This window comes from Rhizobium sp. Rhizsp82 (genome assembly GCF_047325115.1).
GTDB lineage: Bacteria > Pseudomonadota > Alphaproteobacteria > Rhizobiales > Rhizobiaceae > Rhizobium.
The window spans coordinates 3,451,861-3,467,257 of record NZ_CP168570.1 but is presented as its reverse complement, the minus strand read 5'-3'; the positions used below and the strand labels follow the sequence as shown (position 1 = coordinate 3,467,257).

Genomic DNA, 15,397 nt, shown 5'->3' with positions numbered 1-15,397 from the left:
TGAACATGTCTAAGAACATTGCAGTTTGGTGGTGGGCTCGCTGAGGCGGCCTCGACCAATCGTGTCTTCAGACGACGAGTGAGCCGCCCGAAACTTCGAGGCGGCTTTTTTGTTTTATGGCCGCCTTTCGTCCGGGCCCGATAACGGAGTGGAACTATGGTTACGATCCTTCGGGATGATGGTGCGGAAATCTACGAGACCAAGGGTGGCATCTCCGTCACCCGGCAGCGGCGGCCGATCCCCTATGCCGATGCCGTCGTCTCCTATGTCGAGAAGCTCGATGAGCGCCGCGGCGCCGTCTTCTCGTCGAATTACGAATATCCGGGCCGCTATACGCGCTGGGATACCGCCGTCGTCGATCCGCCGCTCGGCATTTCCTCCTTCGGCCGCGATGTCTGGATCGAAGCCTACAACGAGCGCGGCGAAGTGCTGCTCGGCTTCGTCACCGAGCGCCTGAAGACCGTGCGCGAGCTGGAGCTCGGCGCCTCCACCGCCCGCCGCCTCGATCTCAAGGTGAAGCTGCCCGACCGGGTGTTCACCGAGGAAGAGCGCTCGAAGATGCCGACGGTGTTCACCGTACTGCGCGCCGTCACCGATCTCTTCTATTCGCAGGCCGATGCCAGCCTCGGCCTCTATGGCGCCTTCGGCTACGACCTTGCCTTCCAGTTCGACGCGATCGACCTGAAGCTGAAGCGCCCTGATGACCAGCGCGACATGGTGCTCTACCTGCCGGACGAAATTCTCGTCGTCGACAATTACTCCGCCAAGGCGTGGGTCGATCGCTACGACTTTGCCAAGGGCGGTGTCTCCACCGAAGGCAAGCAGGGCGATATCGCTTCCGAGCCCTTCGTGCGCACCGATGCCATTCCGCCGAAGAGCGACCACCGCCCCGGCGAATATGCCGAGCTTGTGTTCAAGGCGAAGGAAAGCTTCCGCCGCGGCGATCTGTTCGAAGTCGTGCCCGGCCAGAAGTTCATGGAGCGCTGCGACAGCAAGCCATCAGACATTTCCAAGCGGCTGAAGGCGATCAATCCGTCGCCCTATTCGTTCTTCATCAATCTCGGAAACCAGGAATATCTGGTCGGCGCTTCGCCTGAGATGTTCGTGCGCGTTTCCGGGCGCCGCATCGAGACCTGCCCGATCTCGGGCACGATCAAGCGCGGCGACGATCCGATCGCCGACAGCGAACAGATCCTGAAGCTCCTGAATTCCAAGAAGGACGAGTCCGAGCTGACGATGTGCTCCGACGTCGACCGCAACGACAAGAGCCGCGTCTGCGAGCCGGGTTCGGTCAAGGTCATCGGCCGCCGCCAGATCGAGATGTATTCGCGCCTGATCCACACGGTCGATCACATCGAGGGTCGCCTGCGGGACGACATGGATGCCTTCGACGGCTTCCTCAGCCACGCCTGGGCCGTCACCGTTACCGGTGCGCCGAAGCTCTGGGCGATGCGCTTCATCGAGAGCCATGAAAAGAGCCCGCGCGCCTGGTATGGCGGGGCGATCGGCATGGTTGGCTTCAACGGCGACATGAACACGGGGCTTACGCTGCGCACCGTGCGCATCAAGGACGGGATCGCCGAAGTACGGGCAGGGGCAACGCTGCTCAACGATTCGATCCCCGAGGAAGAAGAAGCCGAAACCGAATTGAAGGCCTCCGCTATGCTTTCCGCCATTCGCGATGCCAAGGCCGGCAATTCCGGCAAGGTGAGCCGCGACGTCGCTGCCGTCGGCAAGGGCGTCAACATCCTGCTCATCGACCACGAGGACAGCTTCGTGCACACGCTGGCGAATTACTTCCGCCAGACGGGTGCCACGGTCTCGACCGTGCGCACGCCGGTGCCGGAGGAAATCTTCGACCGGCTGAACCCGGATCTCGTCGTGCTGTCGCCGGGACCCGGCAATCCCAAGGATTTCGACTGCAAGGCGACGATCAAAAAGGCGCGCGCCCGCAACCTGCCGATCTTCGGCGTCTGCCTCGGCCTGCAGGCACTCGCCGAAGCTTATGGCGGCGAGCTGCGGCATCTGGCGCTGCCGATGCACGGCAAGCCGTCGCGCATCCGCGTGCTGGAGCCGGGCATCGTGTTCTCGGGTCTTTCCAAGGAAGTCACCGTCGGCCGTTACCACTCGATCTTCGCCGATCCCTCGACCCTGCCGCGTGATTTCATGATCACCGCGGAAAGCGAGGACGGCACGATCATGGGCATCGAGCACACCAAGGAGCCGATCGCCGCGGTGCAGTTCCACCCGGAATCGATCATGACGCTCGGCGGCGATGCCGGCATGCGGATGATCGAGAATGTTGTCGCGCATCTGGCGCGGAAGGCGAAGACGAAGGCTGCTTGAGTCTGCGTGTTTTCGGGGAGCGTTGTGCCTCGCAAGCCCCCCTCTGGCTTGCCGGCCATCTCCCCCACAGGTGGGGAGATTGGCTGGGGGCGGCCGCTCGCTCCACTCTTGCGCCGTGACGAAAAGCTTCATTGTCGGCTGAGGCCGTGCCACTGGCCGATCTCCCTCCTTGTGGGGGAGATGCCCGGCAGGGCAGAGGGGGGTGCCGTACCGCACCCTCAGCCCCATCCACTTCCACCATTGACATCTCCCCGCAAATCGGAACATTTCGCGAACAACAAATGAGGAATGTCGCCGTGGCCAATGCTGAGAAGTTTATCGTGCTCCCGTATCGCAAGAACCGGGGAAACCTGGTGCCGGGCGAGATGCGGCAGGCGTCGAATGCGGTGAGCGCGGAGAAGATCGCGAGCTCGATGGCGGCGCGTTTCGTTGGCGTGGCCGCCTATGCGGTGATCGTCGATGAGGAATCCGGTGACATGTCGTCGCCGCGGCTGCTGGCGCGGCATGGCGAGATCGCCGATCTCAATCCTGCGTAACCGATGGAAACCTCGCTCTATCTTCCGGTCAAGGCGTTTCTCGAGGCGGCGGGCTATGCCGTCAAGGGCGAGATCGGCGGCTGCGATCTCGTCGGGCTGAGCGAGGGCGATCCGACGGTGGTCGTCGTCTGCGAGCTGAAGCTGAGCTTCAATCTGGAGCTGGTGCTGCAGGCGGTGGACCGGGCGGCGATGAGCGACGAGGTGTGGATCGCCGCAAAGGTCTCGGCCAAGGGGCGGGGGCGCGAGGCGGACAAGCGCTATCGCGATCTCTGCCGCAGGCTGGGGATCGGCATGCTCGGCGTTTCCGATACCGGCGAGGTCAGCGTCATCGTCTCCTCGATATCGCCGATGCCGCGGACCAATCCGAAGCGGCGGTCGCGGCTGGTGCGGGAGCATCAGCGCCGCCGTGGCGATCCCGTACTCGGCGGCAGCACGCGCGTGCCGCAGATGACGGCCTATCGACAGCAGGCGCTGATCTGTGCCGCGGCACTTCAACAGGGACTGGCGCGGCCGCGGGACATGAAGGCGCAGGCGCCGGATGCCGGGAAGATCCTGCTCGGCAATGTCTATGGCTGGTTCGAGCGGCTGGACAAGGGCGTCTATGCTCTGACGCCAGCGGGCGCCGAGGCGCTGCTTCGCTGGCCGCAGACTGTGGTCTTTGCTGCCGATAGTGGTGAGGCGCCCTCGGAAGGCGCGTGATCGCAGGCGCCCGGGGCGCCGCTTTTATCATTTCTTGCCATGGCCGAGGATTTGCGTCGCCCTAGCTTATTCGTCGTGAACAAAGCTGCGATGCTCGCTGGGGCCGCAATGGGTCCAGCCAAATTCCCCGAGGCTCGACCATGGTTACTTTCACGCTCAATGGACAGACGAAGACTTTCGACGGCGATCCGGATACGCCGCTCCTGTGGGTGATCCGGGATTTCGAAAAGCTGACAGGCACGAAATATGGCTGCGGCGTTGCCCAATGCGGCGCCTGCACCGTGCATATGGATGGCTTCACGCGCCGTTCCTGCATCACCCAGATCTCGACCGTCGACGGATCGGAGATCTTCACGATCGAGGGTGTCGAGGGCAAGGAGGCCGATGCGGTAAAGGCCGCCTGGGTGAAGATCGACGTGCCGCAATGCGGATACTGTCAATCCGGCCAGATCATGTCGGCCGTCTCGCTGCTGCAGAACATCCCCAAACCGACCGACGAGGATATCGACGGCGCGATGGCCGGGAATATCTGTCGATGCGCCACCTACCACCGGATCCGCGCGGCCATCCACAATGCCGCCCAGTCGATGGAGGGTTGAGCCATGACCATTCAGGAGATTGCAACGACACGCCGCGGCTTTCTTGCCGGTACCGGCGGCCTAGTGATCGGCTTTGCGCTGATGCCGAAGACCTCGGCCTTTGCCGCCGAGAAGGGTGTGCAGGCGGGCGGCGCGGACGCGCTGGTGACGCTGAACACATTCGTCAGGATCGGCACCGACGATACGGTGACGATCCTCTCCAAGCATATCGAATTCGGGCAGGGGCCATTCACGGGTCTCGCGACGCTGGTTGCCGAAGAGCTCGATGCCGATTGGGGGCAGATGCGCGCGGTGCATTCGCCGGCCGACGACAAGGTCTATGCGAACCTCGCCTTTGGTCTTCAGGGGACGGGCGGGTCGTCATCGATCGCCAATTCCTACGAACAGTTCCGGCAGGCGGGTGCGACCGCACGCGCCATGCTGGTGGCGGCTGCAGCCGATGAGTGGAAGGTTCCGGCCGGAGAAATCACCGTCGAGAAAGGTCGGGTCAAGCATGCGGCCTCCGGCAAAGAGAGTGGTTTCGGTGCGCTGGCCACCAAGGCCGCCGGTATCAAGCCGCCGGCCGATGTGAAGCTCAAGGATCCCTCGAAGTTCACACTGATCGGCCAAGAGCTGCCGAAGCTCGATACGGTATCGAAGACCAACGGACAGGCGGTCTATACGCTGGATATCGTGCCGAACAATCTGCTCGTTGCCGTCGTCGCCCATCCGAACCATTTCGGTGCGGCGGTGAAATCCTTCGACGACAGCGAGGCCCGCAAGGTGAAGGGCGTCGTCGACGTCAAGCAGCTGCCGCAGGGCGTTGCCGTCTATGCCGACAACACCTTTGCGGCGCTGAAGGGCCGCTCCGTGCTGAAGGTCGATTGGGATCTGTCGAAGGCGGAGACGCGCTCCAGCAATCAGCTTTCGGCCGATTATGCCAAGGCGCTCGGCGAGATGGGGATCACCGCTTCGGAGAAGGGCGATGTCGAAAAGGCCTTCACCGATGCCGGGCTGAAGACGCTGGAGGCGCAGATCATCTTCCCGTTCCTGGCGCATGCGCCGATGGAGCCGCTCGACGCGGTGTTCATCAAGGCGGCGGATGGCAGTCTCGATGTCTATAACGGGGCGCAGTTCCCCGGCATGGACAAGGCGACGGCGGCGAAGATCACCGGCATCGATCCCGCCAAGGTGCGGCTGAATACGCAGATCACCGGCGGCAGCTTCGGGCGCAAGGCGCAGTTCGGCTCGCCCTATATGCAGGAGGCGGCGTCGGTTTTCGCCGCCACCGATCAGTCGCGGCCGGTCAAGCATATGTGGACGCGCGAGGACGATATTCGCGGCGGCTATTACCGGCCGATGTATCTCCACAAGATGCGGGGCGCCATCAATGCCGATGGCCGGATCGTTGCCTGGGACCAGGCGATCGTCGGGCAGTCGATCATGGGCAAGGCCGATCTCGACAGCACCTCGGTCGAGGGCGCCTCGGACCTGCCTTATGACGTGCCGAACCTCAGGGTGACCTCGCATAATGTGAAGCTCGCGATCCCGCCGCTCTGGTGGCGGTCGGTCGGCCATACCCATACCGGTTTTGCCGTCGAGACCTTCCTCGACGAGCTCTTCCAGATGGTTGGCAAGGATCCCGTGGAAGGGCGGCTCGAGCAGCTGACGGAAGACCCGCGCTATGCCGGTGTGCTGAAGAAGGCGGCGGAGCTGGCCGATTGGGGCGGGAAGGTCCCGGAAGGCCGTCAGCGCGGCGTTGCCGTGGTCAAGAGCTTCAATACCTATGTCGGCCAGGTGGTCGAGGTTTCCGCCGGCGCCGATGGGGCGCCGCGGGTGCACAAGGTCTGGTGCGCGGTCGATTGCGGCGTGGCGATCAATCCGAATGTCATCAAGGCGCAGATGGAAGGCGGCATCGGCTATGGGCTCGGTGCGGTGCTCTTCGATGCGGTGACATTGGGTGAGGGTGGCGCGATCATGCAGTCGAATTTCCACGATTACCGCTCGATTCGCATCAACGAGATGCCGGATGTGGAGGTCGCTGTCATCAAATCCGGCGAACCACCGACAGGGGTGGGAGAGCCGGGCGTGCCACCGGTCGGGCCGGCGACGGCCAATGCCTGGCGGCGGCTCACCGGTGCGCCGGTGCGCAGCCTGCCGATCGTTGCCGTGGCGACGAGCTGAGGGAGGCCGGTATGACAAGCAGATTGGCACTCGCCTGCATGGCAGGCGGTCTTTCCCTTCTTGCGGCCTTGCCCGTATCGTTCATGGCGCTGGCGCAGACGGCGCCGGCATCCGACAAGACGACCCTGAAGCCGGTCGCCTCCTTCGCATCGATCGCCGATCAGAAGGCGCGTTCGGTGGCGCTGTTCGAAGAGGCGGGAAAGGTGATCGAGCATCCGCGATGTCTGAACTGCCATCCGGCGGGCGACCGGCCGCTGCAGACGATGGCGATGCATCCGCACCAGCCGCCGGTGACGCGCGGCGATGGCGGCATGGGCGTTCCGGGCATGATGTGCAACACCTGCCACGGACCGGAGAATGCAGCGATCGTCGGCCAGTCTCCGACGCTGAAGAGCATCCCCGGCAATCCCGCCTGGCATCTGGCGCCGATCGAGATGGCCTGGGTCGGCAAGTCGCTTGGCGAGATCTGCCAGCAGCTGAAGGACCCGAAACGCAATGGCGGCCGCGACCTTTCGAAGATCGTCGAGCACATGTCGCATGACAGCCTGGTCGGCTGGGGCTGGAACCCCGGTGATGGGCGCGAGCCGGCGCCGGGAACGCAGGCCGAGTTCGGCGAGCTGATCAAGGCCTGGGTCGATACCGGCGCGGCCTGCCCGGCGGGCTGAGGTTGAGCCTTCAGGCGCCGGTCATGGCCGGCGCTTGATAATCCTAAGGTTCAGCTCCCAGCGCTGTTCGAAGCCGAGCGCCTTGTAGAGCGCGATCGCGCCGCTGTTGATGGCGTTGACGTGGAGATAGGTCGTCGCGCCGCTTGCGGCGATCTGGCCGGCGACATAGCGGAACATCAGCTTGCCCAGGCCCTTGCCCTGGAAGTCCGGATGGGTGCAGAGGCCGCTGAGTTCGGTGAAGCCGGTCTGGCGCAGCCGCTGGCCGCCCATGGCGATCAGCCTGCCGTCTTCCTTGATGCCCCAGAAGGCGCCGAGCTTCTGTGCGCCGAGAGTGAAGGGGCCGGGCTTGGTCAGCTGGGCGAGCGCCAGCATCTCGGCAGCATCGGTTTCGGTCAGCCTGACGATGCGCGGATCGGAGATTTCCGCATGCGGCGTGCTGCCGATCATCTGCACGAGCGTGGCTTCGCCGACGATGTCGAAACCATCGGGGATGACGATCGCCTCGGGCTCGACCAGCGCCATCACCTCGCCGGCGGCGGCGAGTTTCGCCAAGGCTTCCAAGCTCTCGCTGCTATTATCGCTGGCGGCGGCGAAAGGCACGATCGATGGCGGGTAGCGTCGGGCGAGCGCGCCGCCTTCGGCAAGCCCGGCATGTTCCGTCTGCAGCGCGTTCCAGATCGGGCGGTCGAGGATATGGGGCATTATTTCGTCTCCTTGGCCGGAGCGCGGCGGATGAGGGGGGCCGCGGCGAGGCCGTCTTCAATGGCAGAGAGTTGATCGAGGATCGGGCCGTCGAGGCTGCCGCAAAGATCGGTGACGGCGGCGGCGATGCGCGGCCAGATTTCGGCGCGCGACAGATCGATGAGTTCTTGGCCGCGCGGCGTCAGCGAGACGAGCTTGCGGCGCTGGTCGCTGGCCGAAGGCTCTATGGCGACGAGCTCGAGTTCCAAAAGCTGGCCGACGGTGCGCGTGGCGCCCGGCTGGGTGATGCCGACCGACTGGGCGAGCTCGCCGATCGTCAGCGGTCCGGCGCGATCGATCGCGGCGAGGAACGGATATTGCCCGGCCTGTATGCCGAGGCCAGCCTCGTCGATGAACTGCTGGGTATCGGCCTGCAGCCGTTCGCCGATACGGCGCAGCCTGCTGCCGAGCGTCAGGAATCCTGAGGTCCGCACGATGTCTTCGATCACTGTCAGCTCCATTTGCATGCGAAGTTATATAACGTGTTATGTAAATTTCGTCAAACGGGATTTGCGGCTTTTGACCTTTGACAAACCGGCTGGCTTGAACCATATGGACCGCATTGGCCGCCTGCGCGATTTTCGCGCGGGCGGTTTTGCGTTTGAATGGGCTAGATGCTGCAATTCATTCGCATCCGCAGAGGGATAAGCGATGAACGAACAAGGTAACCTGACCGTCCGCCGGCTGGCATTCTGGGGCATTCCGATGTCGCTCGGGGTCATGGGATTGAAGCTGGTCGCCTGGTGGGTGACGGGCTCCGTGGCACTGCTCTCCGATGGACTGGAATCCTTCGTCAACGTGGTGGCGGCCTTCATCGCCTTCTTCGTCATCCGCTATGCGCAGAAGCCGGCCGACCACGACCACCCGTTTGGCCACCACAAGGCGGAGTATCTCTCGGCGGTCACGGAGGGCGTGCTGATCGTCGTCGCCGCCCTGTTGATCGTCAAGGAATCCGTCGGCTATCTCGCCGAGCCGAAGATGCTGGAAGCGCCGGCGCTGGGTCTGGCCATCAACTTCGCGGCCGGCGTTATCAATTTCGTCTGGGCGCGGCTGTTGATCCGCGTCGGCAGGCAGTACCGCTCGGCGGCGCTGACGGCTGACGGCCAGCATATCATGTCGGATGTGGTGACTTCGGTCGGCGTGCTCGCCGGCCTGCTTCTGGCGCTGGCGACCGGTTATCCGATCTTCGACCCGGTGCTCGCCATCCTCGTCGCCATCAACATTCTCTACCAGGGCTACAAAGTGATCTCGCATTCGATCGGCGGCCTGATGGACCATGCGGCGGAACCCGATGAGGAAGAGGCGATCAAGCAGGCGATCGCCACGCATGCGCAGGGGTCTCTCGGTGTCCACGACCTGAAGACGCGCCGGGCAGGGTCGGTGACCTTCGTGGACTTTCACATGGTCGTTCCGGCTGATATGTCGGTGCGCGAAGCCCACGATATCTGCGACCGCCTTGAAGATGCCATCCGCGCGGTGCATCCGGGCGCCAGCATTGCCATTCACGTCGAGCCGGAGGGCGAAAAGGCCCATGGGCTGCGCGTCAAAGTCATAAAGGAAGCATAATGCCTGAAACCGATGTCTCCAGCCTGTCCATGCTGGGTCACCAGACGGAGACAGCGAAGTCTCCCGAGGAAGCCGTTCTCGAAAAGGTGCCGTCCAATCAGGCGGGCACCGATTTCGTCGTGCGTTTCACCGCGCCGGAATTCACCTCGCTCTGCCCGATGACCGGGCAGCCGGATTTCGCTCATATCGTCATCGATTACATCCCCAATGAGTGGCTGGTGGAATCGAAGTCGCTGAAGCTCTTCCTGCATTCCTTCCGCAATCACGGCGCCTTCCACGAGGACTGCTCGATCTATATCGCCAAGCGCATCGTCGAACTGCTCGACCCGAAGTGGCTGCGCATCGGCGCCTACTGGTATCCGCGCGGCGGCATCCCGATCGACGTCTTCTGGCAGACCGGCAAGCCGCCGGAAAATGTCTGGCTGCCGGATCAGGGTGTCGCGACGTATCGCGGCCGCGGCTGATGAGAGATTGAGGCGAGGGCGGTGACGCCCTCGCTTTTTTATTGGCAGTTAAACGTCGAAGCTGCCGTCGCCGGACTGGTCGTTTCCGTCGTCATAATCGTTATCGTCGTCGTCGTTGCTGTAATCGGCCTGCTGAATGCTGCCGTTATCGTGTTTGTCGTCATCGCGGTCCGCCGCCGTATCGTTCTGCGGGTTCTGGTCGCCGTAGTAATTGTTGATGACGGTTTCTTCCGTCGGTGCCGGCGTATTGCCGAACGGGCTGGCGCCGAAGGGCGAGCCCCAGCCGAGCGAGGACATGTGATTTCCGAAAATGCCGCTCAGCGAATTGGCAAGCAGCACGCCGCCTGCCACGCCTGCCGCCGTGCCGAGCGCGCCACGCAGGAAGCTGCCGCCTGCGGATGGGCCTGACGGCTGCGGGTTCCACGGGCCGGACGGCTGCTGCTGTTGCGGGCGCATCGGGCGGACGTTGTCGTCATAGTCGCGGTCCTGATAGCTTTGGCGCGGTGCGTTACCCCAGGGGCCGGAGGGCTGGGCGGCCTGCTGGGTCTGGCCGCTGCCGAAGATCGAGCTCAGGAAGCCGCCGCCCTGTTCGGCCTGGCGGTGCTCGCTCTCGCCGGCTTCCAACTGGCGGACGCGCTCTTCGAGTTCCTGGATATGTTTCGAGGCGGCCTCCAGGCCCTTTTCCTGCACGATGACGGCCTGGGCGAGGTAGTAGGTCGTGTAGGGCTGTTCGCGCACGCCCTGTTCGATGAGGGCTTCGGCATCGCGGTCGCGCGGCGTGGCGGATGCGGTGCGTACCCGGTCAAAAAGGATGGTCAGCAGTTGGCGTTCTTCCGGTGACATGACTGTCTCCCTTGCTCCTGTGGCATTCGCGCCGGCGTGAGGATGAGGTAGGAAGCGATTCAGGCTTTTCAAAGCCTTGGCAACTTACATTTCGGTAAGCTAGTCGCGTGCCCAGATGCGCAGGGAGCCGAGCGCCGTAAAGCCCGATGCCAGCGCGTTCTCGAGATCGTCGCCGCTCTCATAGCCGACGATCGGCTCGCCGGGGAAAAGCCGCCGCGCCTCGCGCACCAGCCCCGCGCGGACGGGGCCATGCTTTCCCCTGATGGCAAAGACATTGGAATGACCGGTGACATCGGCCTGATGATTGAGGATGGCGCCGCCCTGCAGCACCTTGCCGGAATAGGCGGCGAGGAAGGCAATCTGCGGGGCGTGGAGCAGCGGTTCGCCGAAGACGGGCGCTGCCTGAGTTTCACCGCCTGCCCAGGCTTTCTCCCAGTCGGCGAGCTCCTCGGCGGTTTCGATCCGCCTCCACGTCAGGCTGCCGTCCTCCTCATCGAAATCGTCATCGGCGTCGAGACCAATCCACTCGGCCTCGAACAGCACGCGGAAACCCTGCGGCGCCAGATCGAGGGTGCAATAGCTGTCCTTGATGCCCCAGCCGCCGGACCGCGAGCGAGTGAGCACGGCGACCGCCTCTTCCTGTTCGGCCGCACTCTCGGCACCGGTCAGCGTGATGGCGTCGGGATAGAAGGGCGGGGTGCCCTGGCGGTGGAGCCAGAGGGTGCGGGTGAACTCGCCGCGCTGACCCTGCGCGGCGCAGACGGCGTCGCACCAGAGCGCGTTGTTTTTGACCGCCCGATGAAGCAAAAGCGATGTCATCTTTTCCTCCCGCCTGGGGATAGCAGCATAATGCTGACAGATCCGGCGTTTGTCATAAGAATATCTTCACCCGTTCCGTGGCTTGTCTTTTTCCCGCATTGTTTTACGCATTGAGTCACACTATGTCCGGGAAACCCGAATGAAGCTGAGAGAGGTTCGAATGAACGACGAAGAACAAGAAGACAAGACCAAGGAACTGTCTTTGGGGAAAGACGCAGAGGCTAACCTCTTCAAATCGCGTTCGATCTTCATCTACGGCCCGATCACCATGGAACTCGGCCAGAAGGTCTGCTCGCAGCTCGTGGCGCTTGCCGCAGCCAGCGACGAAGACATCCGCATCTACGTGAGCTCGCCTGGCGGCCACGTCGAGTCGGGCGATTCGATCCACGACATGATCAAGTTCATCAAGCCGAAGGTCTGGATGATCGGTACGGGCTGGGTCGCTTCGGCCGGCGCGCTCATCTATGTCGCGGCTCCGAAGGAACAGCGCCTTTGCCTGCCGAACACCCGCTTCCTGCTGCACCAGCCCTCCGGCGGCACGCGCGGCATGGCATCCGATATCGAGATCCAGGCTCGCGAAATCATCAAGATGAACGAGCGCCTGAACAAGATCTTCTCCGTCGCCACCGGCCAGCCGGTCGACAAGATCGCCAAGGATACGGATCGCGACTACTGGCTCTCGGCCGAAGAGGCCAAGGATTACGGCCTGGTGTCGCGCATCATCACCTCGCAGAGCGAGATCTGATTTTCAACGGGGCGTTCGCGCCCCGTTTTCCTTTCCGCCCGGCGGTCAGTTCGCCGGCTTCCAGCGCTCTTCGATGATTTCCTGCGCCAGCTCGAAGATGCCTTCCTCGTCATCTCCGGCATTGTCGCCGAGCAGCGCGATCGCTGCATCGTAGACGGCGTTCTCCTCGTCGTCCGAAATGAGTTTCTTTTCGTTCAAAGTCTTGATCAGCGATGCGAGAATGGCGGCCGAAGAAAGGCCCACTGCTGCTCTGCTGATATCATCGGGATCGTCCGACATTCATTCACCTGGATTTTTGTGTTCTTCCCACCGCAACTAAATTAGGCTTTTTTGCTCGCATAGCAAGCATTTGCCACATCCTTGCTCGACCGGGCGTGTTCGTTGTCGGCAAACGCCAAATCGCCTCTGCGGGGGATGGCCGCGCATCCGGCTGTGGCAAAACCAATCCCACACCACATTCCATCCCTGATTGCGCAACCTGAGCGCAAGTTTTGCGCATGATTGGCGCGGCATGATTGCCGTATTGCCCGTGTATGCATTTTCAGCGTGAGGTTTTGGGCCGGTCACCGGCAGACGAATTTTCGGGGGAAGATTCCATGACGAATACGAGCAGTGTTACGACAGGTTTCGCGCTTCTGTGGCGCATGCCGGACAGGGTTCCACAGCCGCCGGACTTCGACAAGATGCACTCAGCAGCGACTGGATCGTCGAGTGCCAAATCCGCAGACGAAACCAAGGTGACATCGGCAGACCTTCGCAATGCGGCGGATCGCTGGCAGGCGACCGCGATCCGCATCCTGATCGGCGGGGCGACGGATGACTCGATTTCGGCCGCAGCCAATAGCGTCGTCGATGCTGGGGCAGGCGACGACACGGTGACCGTCGGAGAGAAGAGCTTCGTCGATGGCGGCGCCGGTGACGACACGATCGGCGCCTGGTCGGACAGCGTCATCTACGGTGGCGAGGGCAATGACGAGATCGATGCCTGGTGCGGCAGCGAGATCGACGGCGGTGCTGGCAACGACACCATCAAGGCGTGGGCCGACAGCCGCGTCTCCGGTGGCGCGGGTGACGACATGATCGAAGCAGGAGGTGGTGGCAGCTATGTCGATGGTGGTGATGGCAATGATGATATCCGGGCGGTGTCCGGAACCGTCAGCGGCGGAAATGGCAATGACGTCATCAGTGTTTTCTCCGACGGACGCGTCGATGGCGGGGAGGGCGACGATGTAATCGACGCGTGGTCGGACAGCTACGTCGATGGTGGCTTGGGGGACGACACGATTGTAGTTCATTCCGGCAGTGTCGCTGTCGGCGGCAAAGGAAATGATACGATTGCCGTTGGAGGTGATGCAACAGTGCGGTTTGCCGCCGGTGATGGCCAAGACACTGTTTGGGCGGTAGGCAGCGCCAGCATCGAGTTCGGGAAAGGACTGAGCGCCGACAAGATGCGCGTCGAGCACAAGGATGGCAAAACCGTTATATCCTTCGACGGTCATCCGGATGACAGCGTGACGATCCAGGGCTTGTACAAGACCGCCACTATCAGCTTCGCCGATGGCTCGTCGCAGCAGATCGAGCAGCCCGTCGATCTTGAAGCCCAGGCTGCGCTCATCGCGCGGTTCAAGGAGAGCAAGGACAAGCCGCTTCCGTCATTCGCGACCAGATAGCGGTGGGCGAACGGCTGCCGGGCCGCATGCACTTGCCTGCGGCCCGTTCTCCATGCTCCATGCGGTATTCGTTTCACGCCCCCCGAGTCCCGCGATGCTCAAAGATTTCTCCGTTCAAAGCCTGTTCATGGGCGTGCTCGCGGCTTTCGCGGGCTTTGCCAGTTCGTTTGCCGTCGTGTTGCACGGGTTGCAGGCGGTCGGCGCCACAGAGGCGCAGGCGGCTTCGGGATTGATGGCGCTGTCGCTCGGGCTTGGGATCTGCGCCATCGTGCTCAGCTTCACGACGCGGCTGCCGGTCAGCATGGCCTGGTCGACGCCGGGGGCGGCATTGCTCGCCAGCACCGGGATCGTCGAGGGCGGCTTCAATGCGGCTGTCGGCGCCTTTATCGTCTGCGCGCTGCTGATCGTCGTTGCCGGCCTGTTCAAGCCGCTCGGCCGGGCAGTAGCCGCCATTCCGGCGCCGCTTGCCAATGCGATGCTTTCGGGCGTGCTGATCGGGCTCTGCTTTGCGCCGGTGAAGGCTGTGGGTTTCAATCCATGGCTCGGGCTGCCGATCGTGCTGACCTGGATGGTGGTCGGCGCCTTCAAGCGGCTCCTGGCGGTGCCGGCGGCACTTGCCGCCTTCGGGCTGGTGGTGGCCTTCGGCGTCGATATTCCCGACGGGGCAGGGGCGGCCGTCGGCCGGGCGCTGCTGCCGACCGTCGAGTTCGTCACGCCCGTCTTCAATCTCCCGGCCTTCATTTCGATCGCGCTGCCGCTGTTCATCGTCACCATGGCGTCGCAGAACATTCCCGGCATCGCGGTCATGAAGGTCAATGGCTATGAGCCGAAGCCCGGGCCGCTGTTTGCAGTATCAGGCGTGTTTTCGCTGTTCGCGGCGCCGTTCGGCGGCCATGCGGTCAATCTGGCGGCGATCACGGCGGCGATGTGCGCCGGGCCGGATGCGCATCCGGATCCAGCGCGGCGCTACTGGGCGGTGCTGGTCTGCGGCATCTGCTACCTCATCCTCGGGCCGCTCGCGGGTGCCGTGACGACCGCGGTGGCGCTGGCGCCGCCGATCCTGATCCAGGCTGTGGCCGGTCTGGCGCTGGTCGGGGCCTTCTCGAGCTCGGCCATGTCTGCCTTCCAGGCGCCCGAGACGCGGGAAGCGGCGGCGATCACCTTCCTGGTCACGGCGTCGGGCGTTTCCTTCGGCGGCATTTCCGGCGCCTTCTGGGGGCTGCTTGCCGGTGGATTGATGATGGCGCTGCAGCAACTGGTTAAGGCGTCGAAGCGATAGAAGCCGGAAAGCATTGGAGAGGGGGTTGCCAGTTTTTGGTCCCGCGGATATAAGCCCGAGCATGAAGACGACAGGCGCAATGATTTCTGGCACGATTGCACGCGGGCGTATCGCCCTGCGCGACAATACGCGCGCGCTCACCTCGCTTCTTCTCCTCGGCCTTACGCGCGGTTGCCGGGTCCGTTGAGGAGCGCCCGGCGGCCGAAAAGCCCCGCAGGCCAACGCTCCTCGCGACTAATCCCAAAGAACTAAGATTGACCGA

The 15,397-nt window shown here is 63.3% G+C and carries 16 protein-coding genes; 11 read left to right on the top strand and 5 right to left on the bottom strand.

From position 1 onward, the window contains the following. Window positions 1-156 precede the first annotated feature (156 nt). From ACEN84_RS22285 to ACEN84_RS22260, 6 genes are all read left to right on the top strand, one after another. Window positions 157-2,346 carry an anthranilate synthase gene (locus ACEN84_RS22285; protein WP_413709940.1) on the top strand — a complete coding sequence of 730 codons (2,190 nt, stop codon included), beginning with the start codon at window positions 157-159 and terminating at the stop codon, window positions 2,344-2,346. Between the two features lie 296 nt (window positions 2,347-2,642). Next, window positions 2,643-2,882: a hypothetical protein gene (locus ACEN84_RS22280; protein WP_112719389.1), complete on the top strand. Its 240-nt coding sequence runs from the start codon at window positions 2,643-2,645 to the stop codon at window positions 2,880-2,882. 3 nt (window positions 2,883-2,885) lie between these two features. After that, window positions 2,886-3,581: a DUF2161 domain-containing phosphodiesterase gene (locus ACEN84_RS22275; RefSeq protein WP_413709939.1), complete on the top strand. Its 696-nt coding sequence runs from the start codon at window positions 2,886-2,888 to the stop codon at window positions 3,579-3,581. A 140-nt stretch (window positions 3,582-3,721) separates the two neighbouring features. After that, window positions 3,722-4,180, top strand: coding sequence for a (2Fe-2S)-binding protein (locus tag ACEN84_RS22270; protein ID WP_413709938.1), 459 nt, complete (start codon window positions 3,722-3,724; stop codon window positions 4,178-4,180). A 3-nt stretch (window positions 4,181-4,183) separates the two neighbouring features. After that, entirely contained in the window at window positions 4,184-6,343 is a 2,160-nt protein-coding gene (locus tag ACEN84_RS22265) for a molybdopterin cofactor-binding domain-containing protein (RefSeq protein WP_413709937.1), read from the top strand. An 11-nt stretch (window positions 6,344-6,354) separates the two neighbouring features. Continuing rightward, window positions 6,355-7,008: an Isoquinoline 1-oxidoreductase subunit gene (locus ACEN84_RS22260; RefSeq protein WP_413709936.1), complete on the top strand. Its 654-nt coding sequence runs from the start codon at window positions 6,355-6,357 to the stop codon at window positions 7,006-7,008. A 21-nt stretch (window positions 7,009-7,029) separates the two neighbouring features. Here ACEN84_RS22260 and ACEN84_RS22255 read toward each other — a convergent pair whose 3' ends face one another. Next, window positions 7,030-7,710: a GNAT family N-acetyltransferase gene (locus ACEN84_RS22255; RefSeq protein ID WP_413709935.1), complete on the bottom strand. Its 681-nt coding sequence runs from the start codon at window positions 7,708-7,710 to the stop codon at window positions 7,030-7,032. Continuing rightward, on the bottom strand, window positions 7,710-8,198 hold the full coding sequence (locus ACEN84_RS22250) for a MarR family winged helix-turn-helix transcriptional regulator (protein WP_203428417.1): 489 nt from the start codon (window positions 8,196-8,198) through the stop codon (window positions 7,710-7,712). The genes ACEN84_RS22255 and ACEN84_RS22250 overlap by 1 nt, the downstream gene beginning before the upstream one ends. A gap of 202 nt (window positions 8,199-8,400) precedes the next feature. On the opposite strand from ACEN84_RS22250, the gene emfA reads away from it, so the two are divergent. Then, window positions 8,401-9,315: a CDF family cation efflux transporter EmfA gene (gene emfA / locus ACEN84_RS22245; RefSeq protein WP_413709934.1), complete on the top strand. Its 915-nt coding sequence runs from the start codon at window positions 8,401-8,403 to the stop codon at window positions 9,313-9,315. Further along, the gene (queF, locus tag ACEN84_RS22240) at window positions 9,315-9,779 is read left to right on the top strand and encodes a preQ(1) synthase (RefSeq protein ID WP_112719382.1); all 465 of its coding nucleotides are present in this window, start codon (window positions 9,315-9,317) and stop codon (window positions 9,777-9,779) included. The genes emfA and queF overlap by 1 nt, the downstream gene beginning before the upstream one ends. A gap of 48 nt (window positions 9,780-9,827) precedes the next feature. Here queF and ACEN84_RS22235 read toward each other — a convergent pair whose 3' ends face one another. Together ACEN84_RS22235 and ACEN84_RS22230 are read right to left on the bottom strand one after the other, a co-directional pair. Continuing rightward, a complete protein-coding gene (locus tag ACEN84_RS22235) occupies window positions 9,828-10,622 on the bottom strand; it encodes a DUF2076 domain-containing protein (protein ID WP_413709933.1) in 795 nt (264 codons plus the stop codon). A 99-nt stretch (window positions 10,623-10,721) separates the two neighbouring features. Next, window positions 10,722-11,441 carry a hypothetical protein gene (locus ACEN84_RS22230; protein ID WP_413709932.1) on the bottom strand — a complete coding sequence of 240 codons (720 nt, stop codon included), beginning with the start codon at window positions 11,439-11,441 and terminating at the stop codon, window positions 10,722-10,724. A gap of 160 nt (window positions 11,442-11,601) precedes the next feature. On the opposite strand from ACEN84_RS22230, the gene ACEN84_RS22225 reads away from it, so the two are divergent. Beyond that, a complete protein-coding gene (locus ACEN84_RS22225) occupies window positions 11,602-12,186 on the top strand; it encodes an ATP-dependent Clp protease proteolytic subunit (protein WP_112719379.1) in 585 nt (194 codons plus the stop codon). A gap of 45 nt (window positions 12,187-12,231) precedes the next feature. Here ACEN84_RS22225 and ACEN84_RS22220 read toward each other — a convergent pair whose 3' ends face one another. Next, window positions 12,232-12,465: a hypothetical protein gene (locus ACEN84_RS22220; protein ID WP_112719378.1), complete on the bottom strand. Its 234-nt coding sequence runs from the start codon at window positions 12,463-12,465 to the stop codon at window positions 12,232-12,234. Window positions 12,466-12,782: 317 nt separating this feature from the next. On the opposite strand from ACEN84_RS22220, the gene ACEN84_RS22215 reads away from it, so the two are divergent. Both ACEN84_RS22215 and ACEN84_RS22210 read left to right on the top strand, forming a co-directional pair. Continuing rightward, on the top strand, window positions 12,783-13,856 hold the full coding sequence (locus tag ACEN84_RS22215; RefSeq protein WP_413709931.1) for a hypothetical protein: 1,074 nt from the start codon (window positions 12,783-12,785) through the stop codon (window positions 13,854-13,856). Between the two features lie 94 nt (window positions 13,857-13,950). After that, on the top strand, window positions 13,951-15,135 hold the full coding sequence (locus tag ACEN84_RS22210) for a benzoate/H(+) symporter BenE family transporter (protein WP_413709930.1): 1,185 nt from the start codon (window positions 13,951-13,953) through the stop codon (window positions 15,133-15,135). Window positions 15,136-15,397: the final 262 nt, after the last annotated feature.

Excerpts from the sequence above, each read along its gene's own strand:
- ACEN84_RS22285 (WP_413709940.1), top strand. The coding sequence starts at position 157 with ATGGTTACGATCCTTCGGGATGATGGTGCGGAAATCTACGAGACCAAG.
- ACEN84_RS22275 (WP_413709939.1), top strand. The coding sequence starts at position 2,886 with ATGGAAACCTCGCTCTATCTTCCGGTCAAGGCGTTTCTCGAGGCGGCG.
- ACEN84_RS22270 (WP_413709938.1), top strand. The coding sequence starts at position 3,722 with ATGGTTACTTTCACGCTCAATGGACAGACGAAGACTTTCGACGGCGAT.
- ACEN84_RS22265 (WP_413709937.1), top strand. The coding sequence starts at position 4,184 with ATGACCATTCAGGAGATTGCAACGACACGCCGCGGCTTTCTTGCCGGT.
- ACEN84_RS22260 (WP_413709936.1), top strand. The coding sequence starts at position 6,355 with ATGACAAGCAGATTGGCACTCGCCTGCATGGCAGGCGGTCTTTCCCTT.
- ACEN84_RS22255 (WP_413709935.1), bottom strand. The coding sequence starts at position 7,710 with ATGCCCCATATCCTCGACCGCCCGATCTGGAACGCGCTGCAGACGGAA.
- emfA (WP_413709934.1), top strand. The coding sequence starts at position 8,401 with ATGAACGAACAAGGTAACCTGACCGTCCGCCGGCTGGCATTCTGGGGC.
- queF (WP_112719382.1), top strand. The coding sequence starts at position 9,315 with ATGCCTGAAACCGATGTCTCCAGCCTGTCCATGCTGGGTCACCAGACG.
- ACEN84_RS22235 (WP_413709933.1), bottom strand. The coding sequence starts at position 10,622 with ATGTCACCGGAAGAACGCCAACTGCTGACCATCCTTTTTGACCGGGTA.
- ACEN84_RS22230 (WP_413709932.1), bottom strand. The coding sequence starts at position 11,441 with ATGACATCGCTTTTGCTTCATCGGGCGGTCAAAAACAACGCGCTCTGG.
- ACEN84_RS22225 (WP_112719379.1), top strand. The coding sequence starts at position 11,602 with ATGAACGACGAAGAACAAGAAGACAAGACCAAGGAACTGTCTTTGGGG.
- ACEN84_RS22220 (WP_112719378.1), bottom strand. The coding sequence starts at position 12,465 with ATGTCGGACGATCCCGATGATATCAGCAGAGCAGCAGTGGGCCTTTCT.
- ACEN84_RS22215 (WP_413709931.1), top strand. The coding sequence starts at position 12,783 with ATGACGAATACGAGCAGTGTTACGACAGGTTTCGCGCTTCTGTGGCGC.
- ACEN84_RS22210 (WP_413709930.1), top strand. The coding sequence starts at position 13,951 with ATGCTCAAAGATTTCTCCGTTCAAAGCCTGTTCATGGGCGTGCTCGCG.